This is a genomic window from Thomasclavelia sp., assembly GCF_017889095.1.
Taxonomy (GTDB): Bacteria; Bacillota_I; Bacilli_A; order Erysipelotrichales; family Coprobacillaceae; genus Thomasclavelia.
The window spans coordinates 1-9,630 of the sequence record NZ_JAGHEW010000109.1 but is presented as its reverse complement, the minus strand read 5'-3'; the positions used below and the strand labels follow the sequence as shown (position 1 = coordinate 9,630).

Annotated in this window: 11 protein-coding genes and 1 tRNA gene; 8 read left to right on the top strand and 4 right to left on the bottom strand. The window is 28.4% G+C overall.

The features are described from left to right. The 3 genes from J7M77_RS05025 to J7M77_RS05015 all read left to right on the top strand — a co-directional run. Window positions 1-696: CDP-glycerol glycerophosphotransferase family protein (locus J7M77_RS05025; protein WP_296876636.1), on the top strand; the 696-nt coding region annotated here is incomplete at its 5' end. A gap of 36 nt (window positions 697-732) precedes the next feature. Then, window positions 733-1,920: a CDP-glycerol glycerophosphotransferase family protein gene (locus J7M77_RS05020; protein ID WP_296876635.1), complete on the top strand. Its 1,188-nt coding sequence runs from the start codon at window positions 733-735 to the stop codon at window positions 1,918-1,920. Further along, window positions 1,920-3,017 carry a CDP-glycerol glycerophosphotransferase family protein gene (locus J7M77_RS05015; RefSeq protein WP_296876633.1) on the top strand — a complete coding sequence of 366 codons (1,098 nt, stop codon included), beginning with the start codon at window positions 1,920-1,922 and terminating at the stop codon, window positions 3,015-3,017. The genes J7M77_RS05020 and J7M77_RS05015 overlap by 1 nt, the downstream gene beginning before the upstream one ends. A 10-nt stretch (window positions 3,018-3,027) precedes the next feature. Here J7M77_RS05015 and J7M77_RS05010 read toward each other — a convergent pair whose 3' ends face one another. Then, a complete protein-coding gene (locus J7M77_RS05010; protein WP_296876631.1) occupies window positions 3,028-3,684 on the bottom strand; it encodes an HAD family phosphatase in 657 nt (218 codons plus the stop codon). A gap of 115 nt (window positions 3,685-3,799) precedes the next feature. Here J7M77_RS05010 and J7M77_RS05005 point away from each other — a divergent pair, with 115 nt between their 5' ends. From J7M77_RS05005 to J7M77_RS04995, 3 genes are read left to right on the top strand one after another with little or no spacing between them, the layout of a single operon-like run. Further along, a complete protein-coding gene (locus J7M77_RS05005) occupies window positions 3,800-4,135 on the top strand; it encodes a type II toxin-antitoxin system PemK/MazF family toxin (RefSeq protein WP_296876630.1) in 336 nt (111 codons plus the stop codon). A 50-nt stretch (window positions 4,136-4,185) separates the two neighbouring features. Next, on the top strand, window positions 4,186-5,037 hold the full coding sequence (locus tag J7M77_RS05000) for a DUF975 family protein (protein WP_296876629.1): 852 nt from the start codon (window positions 4,186-4,188) through the stop codon (window positions 5,035-5,037). A 12-nt stretch (window positions 5,038-5,049) separates the two neighbouring features. Beyond that, on the top strand, window positions 5,050-5,784 hold the full coding sequence (locus tag J7M77_RS04995) for a CPBP family intramembrane glutamic endopeptidase (protein ID WP_296876627.1): 735 nt from the start codon (window positions 5,050-5,052) through the stop codon (window positions 5,782-5,784). 20 nt (window positions 5,785-5,804) lie between these two features. Here the strand turns inward: J7M77_RS04995 and J7M77_RS04990 are convergent, their stop codons facing one another. Next, window positions 5,805-6,323 carry a phosphatase PAP2 family protein gene (locus J7M77_RS04990; RefSeq protein WP_296876625.1) on the bottom strand — a complete coding sequence of 173 codons (519 nt, stop codon included), beginning with the start codon at window positions 6,321-6,323 and terminating at the stop codon, window positions 5,805-5,807. After that, window positions 6,298-7,749, bottom strand: coding sequence for an HAD hydrolase-like protein (locus J7M77_RS04985; protein WP_296876623.1), 1,452 nt, complete (start codon window positions 7,747-7,749; stop codon window positions 6,298-6,300). The genes J7M77_RS04990 and J7M77_RS04985 overlap by 26 nt, the downstream gene beginning before the upstream one ends. 105 nt (window positions 7,750-7,854) lie before the next feature. Here J7M77_RS04985 and J7M77_RS04980 point away from each other — a divergent pair. Continuing rightward, window positions 7,855-7,930, top strand: a tRNA-Lys gene (locus J7M77_RS04980). Window positions 7,931-8,113: 183 nt separating this feature from the next. On the opposite strand, the gene J7M77_RS04975 is transcribed toward J7M77_RS04980, so the two are convergent. Beyond that, window positions 8,114-8,473, bottom strand: coding sequence for a helix-turn-helix domain-containing protein (locus tag J7M77_RS04975; RefSeq protein ID WP_296876621.1), 360 nt, complete (start codon window positions 8,471-8,473; stop codon window positions 8,114-8,116). 302 nt (window positions 8,474-8,775) lie between these two features. On the opposite strand from J7M77_RS04975, the gene J7M77_RS04970 reads away from it, so the two are divergent. Beyond that, the coding region (locus tag J7M77_RS04970; RefSeq protein WP_296876619.1) for a GGDEF domain-containing protein at window positions 8,776-9,630 on the top strand (855 nt) is incomplete at its 3' end.

The window sequence follows — 9,630 nt, the reverse complement described above, 5'->3', positions numbered from 1 at the left end:
GCCCCTAATAAATTTTCTAGCGATATTTTTAAAAGCTGTTTTATGTATGATGGTAATATGTTAGAAACGGGATATCCTCGAAATGATTTATTATCAGCCAAAAATCGTGATGAGATTGCTTTAAAGTTAAAGAAAAAATTAGGGATTCCATTAGATAAAAAAACCATCTTATACGCTCCAACCTGGCGTGATGATGAATATTATGGTAACGGGCGTTATAAATTTAAATTAAAACTAGATTTAGATTTATTGAAACAAGAATTAGGTGATCAATATGTAGTTTTATTAAGAACTCACCATTATATTGCAGATAATTTAGATGTTACGGGCTTAGAGGATTTTGCTTTTAATTTAAGTAAATATGATGATATTACTGAAATCTATTTAATTAGTGATATTTGTATTACTGATTATTCAAGTGTGTTTTTCGATTTTGCCAATCTAAAACGACCATTATTGTTCTACACCTATGATTTAGATAAATATCGTGATGTTTTACGCGGTTTCTATATTGATATGGAAACTGAACTGCCTGGACCACTTGTTTATACCAGTGAGGAAGTAGTTGATCAAATCAAACATCTTGATCAGTTAAACCAAAAATATCAAGAAAAATATCAACAGTTCTATCAGCGTTTTTGCTTGTGGGAAGATGGAAATGCAAGTAAACGAGTTGTTGAAGAAGTATTTAAATAAGGGGCATTACCCCTTATTTTTCTAGGAGGTTAAGAAATGAAACTGATAAAAAATATCTTAGGGAAAATAATTAGGATTACTTATCGATTAGTTTATCGTTTTATTCCTAGCGATAAACAGACAATTTTATTTATTTCATTTCATGGTCGCGGTTATAGTGATAATCCTAAAGCATTACACCAATATATTACTAATCATCGTGAATATCAAAATTATCGTTGTATTTTTGCCATCAAGCATCATCGTCAAAAAAACTTAACGATTCCTAATGCCAAAATAATTGAATATTTTAGTATTCCTTATTTCTTTTATTTAGCTAGGTCAAAATACTGGATTGCTAATTGTAAATTACCAAAATATGTGTTAAAGAAAAAAGATCAGATTTATTTACAGACCTGGCATGGTACACCGCTTAAAAAATTAGCTCATGATATTGAAGTACCAGAAGGGACAACTTTTTATCGTAGTGAAATGTCAGTTGAAGAAATGCGTTCAACTTATGATAATGATGTTAGTAAATATACTTATATGATTAGTCCTAGCAGTTTTACAACCGAAGTTTTTCAAAGTGCTTTTGCTATTAATAAAGAAAGATTAATTGAAACGGGATATCCTCGTAATGATATTTTATCAAATTATCATCAAGAAGAAATTCAAAAAATCAAGGCTGATTTAAATTTACCTGATGATAAAAAAATTATTTTGTATGCGCCAACTTGGCGGGATAATTCATATAATCTAAAAGGTTATACGTTTAAATTAGAAGTTGATTTTAAAAAATGGCAAGAAGCTTTAGGAAATGAATATATTGTTGTTTTCAAACCGCACTATTTGATCATTAATGATTTTGATTTAGATAGTGTTAAAGATTTTGTTTATTATATTGATCCTCAGGCGGATATTAGTTCATTATATTTAATCGCTGATATTCTAGTAACTGATTATTCTAGTGTATTTTTTGATTATGCTATTTTAAATCGGCCAATTTATTTTTATATGTATGATTTAGATAGTTATCGTGATGAATTACGCGGTTTTTATTTAGATATTTATCAAGATTTACCAGGAGCAATAATTGAAGATGAAAATGAATTATTAACTGCTCTTGCAAATAATGATTATGATTATTCAAGGTTAACAGCATTTAACCAGCGTTTTAATAATCATGAAGATGGAAATGCTAGTAAACGGGTAATTGATATTTTATTTAAGCAGGTGAGATAATGGGAATAAAAAAAGTAATTATCAATATTATTTTAAGAATTAGTAATATTTTTGTCTTACGGTTTAAGATTAAGACTAATCAGATTGCTTTTGTGTCACTAGAATCTAGTCAGCTAGAAAGTGATCTAAAATTAATTTATGAAAAATTAGTCCAAAATAAAAATTATCAGTTAAAAACAGTATTGATCAACTATAATAAAAAAAGTTTATTAAATAATTTTTTGTATATGTTAAACTGTATTAAACAAATTTATATTATTAATACTTCTAAGCTGGTTTTAATTACTGATAATAATTATGTAATTAGTAACTTTAAACGTCCGGGGGTTACCGTGTTACAAATTTGGCATGCAACTGGAGCTATCAAAAAGTTTGGTAATGCCATTAAACGAGAATATCCAATTAAAAACTATGATTATGTTATTAGTAACAGTGATTATTGGAAAGAACCATATCATCAATCTTTTGCTATAGCTAGTGATCATGTTATTACTACGGGAATGCCACGAGTAGATCATTTATTTGACAAACAGTATTTAAACGATAGTAAAGTAAAACTAATCAAAAAATATCCAGTTTTAAAAGATAAAAAAGTAATTTTATATGCACCAACTTTTCGGGGCAATTTATATACCGGATTTAAAACAGTAGCTTTTGATGCATTGAAACTAATAGAAGCATTAGGGGATGAGTATGTTTTGGTTTATAAGTTCCATCCGTTATTATTAAATACCAAACTAGCTAGTCATCCCCGAATCATTAATTTAAATAATGAAGATACTCATGAATTATTTGCGTTAAGTGATTTGTTAATTTCTGATTTTTCATCAATTATTTTTGATTATTCATTGCTTAATAAGCCAATGCATTTCTTTGTTCCTGATCTGGATGATTATTTAGATACTTTAGGCTGTTTTGTTGATTATCAAAAAACGATGCCAGGAGCAATTTGTCAAAGCATTGATGAATTGATTGAGGCAGTTAAGGCTAATAAACAATATCCAATTGACAAGTTTGCTCATACCTTTTTTAAATATCATGATGGTAATAATACTAATCGGGTCATAGCTTTAATTGATAACTTAATGAAAAAGTAGAGAACGCTCTCTACTTTTTTTGATTTATTAAAAAATCACGAACTTCTAATAAATCATTCATTATTGAATAAGTCATTTGGACATATTTTTCATCAGGATATTTCATATCAGGAATACCAATTACTTTAATTTTAGCATTATAGGCAGCATTGATCCCTGATTCAGAATCTTCTAAGACCAACGCTTTATCAGGACTAACATTAAGTTTTTGACAAGCTTTTAAAAATACTTCAGGGTCTGGCTTACCATGAGTTACTTCATCCCCGCAAATAGAATCATCGAAATATTCAGTTATTTTAGCCTGTTTTAAAATTAGATCAACACGACTACGATGGGAGCTAGTGGCAACAATCGTTTTATAATTGTTTTCTTTTAAATATTTTAATAATTCTAATAATCCTTTTTTTAAAGGAACCCCATCATTTTCAAAACGGTCGGCAATATATTGATGTACTTCCTTGATTACCTGATCAACATCATATTGATCCCCATAGTCACTAGCAAACAATTCATAAACGGCTTTAACCGTTTTGCCTAATAAAGTTTTATATGTTTCTTCGCTCATCGTTAAATTATCTTTTTTTAGTACATGCTGGTAACCTTCAAAAGTAACTCTTTCGCTATCAATCATTAATCCATCCATATCAAATATTACTGCTTCAATCATATTTCTTCCTCCATTTATTTACTAATTAATCATAACATAGAATAATCATAGAGTTAATGATTTTTAGGTATAAATTGTATTACTAATCATATATTGCAATAAAGGAGTTGTTGATATGATACATAGAGGGGAAATTTATTATGCTGATCTATCACCGGTTATTGGCAGTGAACAAGGGGGTTATCGTCCAGTGATTGTCTTACAGAACAATAAAGGCAATCGTTATTCGACTACAGTAATAATTGCACCGATTTCATCAAGATTAACTAAAAATCCATTACCAACTCATGTGACGGTTGATAGCAGTTTATTAGAAAAAAGAAGTGTGGTTTTATTGGAACAAATTAGAACGATTGATAAAAAAAGAATTAAAGAAAGAGTCGGGCAGATTGATAGTAAGATCATGGAAAGAATTAATCAGGCAATAAAAACTAGTTTAGATATCAAATAATTTCTTTTATTGGCATTATTTGTTATAATATTGTCAAGGAGGTATTGAAGATGAATGTTCGGGATATAAAAACAAAAGCAAGAAGTACGTTTGGTTTGAATCGTAGTAATATAATGACGGTATTTATTTTTGTTGCTGTAACATTAACAGCGATACAATATCTAACTGATTTAATTGGTAGCATGATCCCATTTTTTTCATTTCTAGCAGGAATTGTTATCTTGCCATTAGGTCATGGAAATATTGTTACTGCTTTAAAAACGGTTAACGAACGTGGTGATGAGATTTCAATTGAACAAGATGGCTTGGCAGGGTTTAAAAGATATCGAGAATTGTTTTTTACTTATTTTATCCATAAGGTGTTTTTAAGTATAATATTATTATTTATAATTATTATTGGTGCTCTAATTGCTAAGTTTAGTATTGGTGATGTTGGAATTAATAATATTATTAGTTTATTTAATGAAGTAAGTAAAAATGGTTTTCAAGTTTCTGCGTATTTAAATGATCCAGTATTTGCAGTTGTCATTGATCAATTGAGAAGGATTATTGTTTTAGGAACTATCGTTATTTTGGTTATAATGGTAATGTATTCACTCTGTTTTGCTTTAACGCCTTACATACTAGAAAAGTATAATGTTAAAGGTATTAAGGCGATGAGTGAATCGTTAAGATTGATGAAAGGCCATAAAGGAGCTTTATTTGTCTTATATTTATCTTATATTGGCTGGTATTTTTTAGCGGTACTTTTGCTTACGGCAGTAACGATGATCATTCCAGTAACAATTATTGTTAATTTGATTGCGGCTATCATAACTACATATTTATTTAGTGCGGAATTGAATGTCTGCTTGGCAGTATTTTATGAAGAAATTGATTTAGAAGATAAAAATATAGTTTAATGAGGTGTTAGTTTGAATTTTATAGAAACAATAAAGTTAAATAATCGACAAAAAGCAATTGGGGTGATTATTTTATTTCCCTGGTATTTATATTTTGCTCCTAAAATTATTAACTTTTTGTTGAATCTTTATTTAGTTTATTTTGGTAGTAATATTGATATTAATGGATTAAATGTTATATATAATTTAGTGGTTGGTATCGTTGTAGCCATCCCGCTCTTTTTGGTTTTTAAAAACTTTATTTACGAAAATTTTAGGGTTTTTAAAAATAATCTTACTGAAAATATTATTTGGGTAGTTACTATTGGGCTATTAGTATCTTATGGCTTGTCATTTGTTGGAGAAATGATCCAAAATTTATTGTTGCAAACTAGTGACAGTGAAGCAACTAATCAAGTTTTAGTTGAAGCTTTAGTACAGTCAAATTTTGCGCTGATGTTTATTCAAACAGTAATAATTGCTCCATTTGTTGAGGAAATGTTATTTAGAGGGTTAATATTTAATAGTTTAAGACAAAAAAATATAATTTTGGCCCATATCGTTTCTGCATTTTTATTTGGATTATTGCATGTCTATAGTTATATTCTTGCTGGTGATATGAGTGAGTGGATCAAGCTGATTCCTTATATGACAGTTGGTTTTTCATTATCTTTTGCTTATGAAAAAAGACAGACGATTTTCGCGCCTATCTTATTACATTCATTAAAAAATTGTATTGCAGTACTATTATTAGCACTGATGTATTAGTACCACGAATGTGGTACTTTTTATATTAAAGCAATAATTATACCAATGGTAGTTCCTAGCAGTATAGCAAAAACAACATCACTTAAATAATGAACAAAAAGATAAAGACGCGAAAATGCCATCAAAATCGCAAAAGAAATAAATATTATTCCAGCTATTGGATTAAACAAATAAATACTTACTGCACAAGCAAAACTGGAAGTTGTATGACCTGAAGGAAATGAATAGTCACTAGGAACAGGAACTAACATTTTAACATCTTTAAAAGTATGACAAGGACGCTTTCTTTTAACTAGTGATTTAATTGTGACTTGACCAGCGAGAGTTGCTGCAAGCAAGGCAGCTAACATTTTTTGTGAAAGCACTCTAGTCGTGCTATTTAAACTAAGTAACAAAATGATTGCCAGCCAAATCATCCCGAAATCACCACTGCCTGCAATAAATATCATCAATTTATTTAAAAAATGATGATGATAAAATTTTACAAAGAAGTGGGAAACTTTGATATCAGTTTCATTGATCTTTTGAAAAATCTTCATTATTGCCTCCATGATCTTTAATTAATTGATAAATATATTTGCATATATATACAATGATAATGTTAAAAATAACTGCAAAAATAAACTGGATCGTTAAAGTGGAAAAAAATTGATTTCCAGCAGTAATCTGTTGAAAATTTGGAATAATATCTAGGATACTATGTAAACCATTAAAAATTAAAATAAATGGTGCAAAAGCAATCATAATATATGTATCAATTATTGAACTGATTATTCCAGCAAGCATACCTGGTCCATTAATAAAATCATCAAAACAAACATATAAAAGCAAGAAAATAAATGAAACAATTGCATCAATAGCTAAATTATAACCAAAGTCAGCTAAACGTAGCCAAATGGTTTTTTGCTTTCTGTTTGGATGTCTTTTTATTGGTTTAGTTTCTTTATTTGTAGTTGTTCCATTAATTTGATCAATCAATTGATTCATTTTACTTAAATCAGTAGTTTTTGTGTTTTTTTGTTTTTTTAATGCTGTTAATAAATCGTTATCAGCAGTATCATTAGAATTTAGCTGATTATCACTTTGATTATCAAAGTCAACAGAATCTATCTTAGAAACATCAGTTTCGCTTACAATCTGGCCTAAAAAATAATGATAAGTATCGCGAACGAGCTCAATTAATTGACTATCATTTTGATATTCTTCTAAAAGACGATGATATGTCTGGGTTAAAGTTTCCAAATTCATGTCAGCAGACATTCCTAATAATGGCGAATAAATTTCCATTGTGTCGTATGGTGAAAAAAGAAATACATTGATAACATCAAAATTATTTTTAGCAATTTTGTATACTCGTGGAATTATTTTTTCATCAGCATTGCATAAATCGTTTAAATAAATTATGTTCATCAAGCACTGATTACCGGCGTATAATAAATTAGGAAAATTAGCTACTAACATTGCTTCATTGCTTTTACAATTTAGCTGTTCTAAAGTAGTAGTCAAAACTTCAGGATCAGGCAATTTTTCTAAATCATTATCACCACCGATAATAAAATCAATTTGATTGTATAATTTTGTAAGTTGTAAATAACGAATTGCATTTTTAATTTTATGAGTTGATACTACAGCAACTTTAATTTTGCGCTGATTTAAAAAATGTAATAATTCTTCAGTTCCTTCTTTTTTTAGTACTTCCGGTTTTAACTTGGCATATTCAAATAAATCACGTTCAATAACATCATTAATTTCATCACTGCTATAATTATCACTAATTGGAAATTGTTGGTACATAGTTTTCATATTACCTAATGATTTTTCGAATTCTTCTTTGGTAATATCATAATTATGTTTTTTGCAGATTCTTTTAAAATAATTATAACGCAAACGATTTAAATCTAATAATCCCCCATCTAATGATAAGATAGCTACTTTAATATTATTGATACTTTGTTTGTAAAACATACCAAATCACCCCATTCATTTCTTAATTATATCATAGCTATATCTTTTTTTCATTATTTTTCACTTGCTTTTCTACTTAGATTGTTGTAATATAATATTTGTCATCTCTCCTTAGCTCAGCTGGCAGAGCAACTGACTCTTAATCAGTGGGTCTAGGGTTCGAATCCCTAAGGGGAGACCATTAGAAAATTAGCTAAAATCCTTGATTTTACTTGGGTTTTAGCTTTTTTATTTTATTTGCATTTTAATCAAACTATGTTGTATTTACCTGCATTAACACGTATTATTAGTAGCCAAAATAATATACTGGTGTATTGTTAACGAAGATTGAAGCATACAGCAATGATAAAAAAGTGTACTTACTTTATCTTTGAATAGTAGGTACACTTTTTATTTCACTTTGCATAATGACTTTAGCTACTTCAATAATCATCCGTTTTTGTTCTTTAGTGCATTTATTAAATATGATTGCCATTTCATCGTCTAAATAAGTTTTATTAAGCATTGAACTACCGCTTAACAAATAATCCAGATCCAAATTAAGGTAATTTGCTATTTCAGCTAGGCTTTCAAGACTCGCTGATACATGAGCATTCTCAATTTTGGAAAAATGGTAAGGACTAATATTTAAATCAGAACATATTTCTTTTTGAGTAATTCCCTGTGCTTTTCTAGCGTTTTTTATTCTAGTTCCAATTTTCTTGTAATCAATTATATTGCTCATCAGTAGCACCTCACTTGATTATTATTGTACTTATTTTAGAAAATATAATGATTATTAAATATAACAACTTGTCATTTAATAACATATTTTGTTATAATGTAAAAGTATTGTTGGGGTAAAAAGAAATGGATATAAAAGCAAAAAATGAATAAATAGTCTTTATTTGTTAAGATTGATATTTATGAAAATAAAATTCGTGTTATAATAAAAAACGAAGTTTAAAAATAATAGATGAGGGACAGTTTGTAATTTTATGGGGAAATATTTTTGGTTAAATATTTATTTGGAAGAGGGGAATTTAATTGACAACAACAGAGTTGAAAATACTAATTGAACAATTAAATAAAGTTTTTAATAAAGTAAGAATTGTAGATGTTATTACTACTAAAACATATTTTATTGGCAAAAACGATGAATTATGTATTGAACCTCATGCTTGTTTTGCTTTTTGGAAAAAAGAAAATCGTTGTCATAATTGTAGTTCAGCAAAAGCTTATGTTAAAAAAGGACAGGTTATTAAATATGAGTTTGTTGACAGTGACGTTTATATTATTGTTTCTAAATATATTGAAGTAGATAGTCGTCCTTATATTATTGAAATGGTAATTAAATCAAATGATGATGCTCTTTTTGAAGCTTATGGTAAAAATGAGTTTATTGAAAGAATCAGCAGTTTAAATGAGCGGTTATATCTTGATTCCCTTACTAAAGCATATAATCGTAATTATTATGAAGAACAGTTAAAAGGTTTAACGAGTAAGGGCGATGGAGTTGCTTTATTAGATGTTGATAATTTTAAATTGATCAATGATACTTATGGACATATAGCAGGGGATATCGTTTTAAAAAAATTAGTCGATATAATTCGTTCTTTATCACGTGAATGTGATGCAGTGGTTCGTTATGGTGGTGATGAGTTTTTAATTGTTTTTCATAAAATAAATGAAGAAGCCTTCATCCAGCGCCTTCACAAAATTAAAGATGCTGTTAATAGTTTGAAAGTTACTAAAGAAGCAACTGTCAAACCTTCAATCAGTATCGGTGGCGTTTACTGTAATCAAGAATTACAAGGCGATATCGTTAAGCAAATTGATGAATTACTATATCAGGCAAAACGTAAGAAAAATAGTATTGAATATAAAGCGTTGAATGAATAT

Bases quoted from the DNA above. Each gene is read 5' to 3' on its own strand.
- J7M77_RS04990 (WP_296876625.1), bottom strand. From the start codon at position 6,323: ATGAAGATTTTTCAAAAGATCAATGAAACTGATATCAAAGTTTCCCAC.
- J7M77_RS04975 (WP_296876621.1), bottom strand. From the start codon at position 8,473: ATGAGCAATATAATTGATTACAAGAAAATTGGAACTAGAATAAAAAAC.
- J7M77_RS05010 (WP_296876631.1), bottom strand. From the start codon at position 3,684: ATGATTGAAGCAGTAATATTTGATATGGATGGATTAATGATTGATAGC.
- J7M77_RS05015 (WP_296876633.1), top strand. From the start codon at position 1,920: ATGGGAATAAAAAAAGTAATTATCAATATTATTTTAAGAATTAGTAAT.
- J7M77_RS05020 (WP_296876635.1), top strand. From the start codon at position 733: ATGAAACTGATAAAAAATATCTTAGGGAAAATAATTAGGATTACTTAT.
- J7M77_RS05005 (WP_296876630.1), top strand. From the start codon at position 3,800: ATGATACATAGAGGGGAAATTTATTATGCTGATCTATCACCGGTTATT.
- J7M77_RS04985 (WP_296876623.1), bottom strand. From the start codon at position 7,749: ATGTTTTACAAACAAAGTATCAATAATATTAAAGTAGCTATCTTATCA.
- J7M77_RS05000 (WP_296876629.1), top strand. From the start codon at position 4,186: ATGAATGTTCGGGATATAAAAACAAAAGCAAGAAGTACGTTTGGTTTG.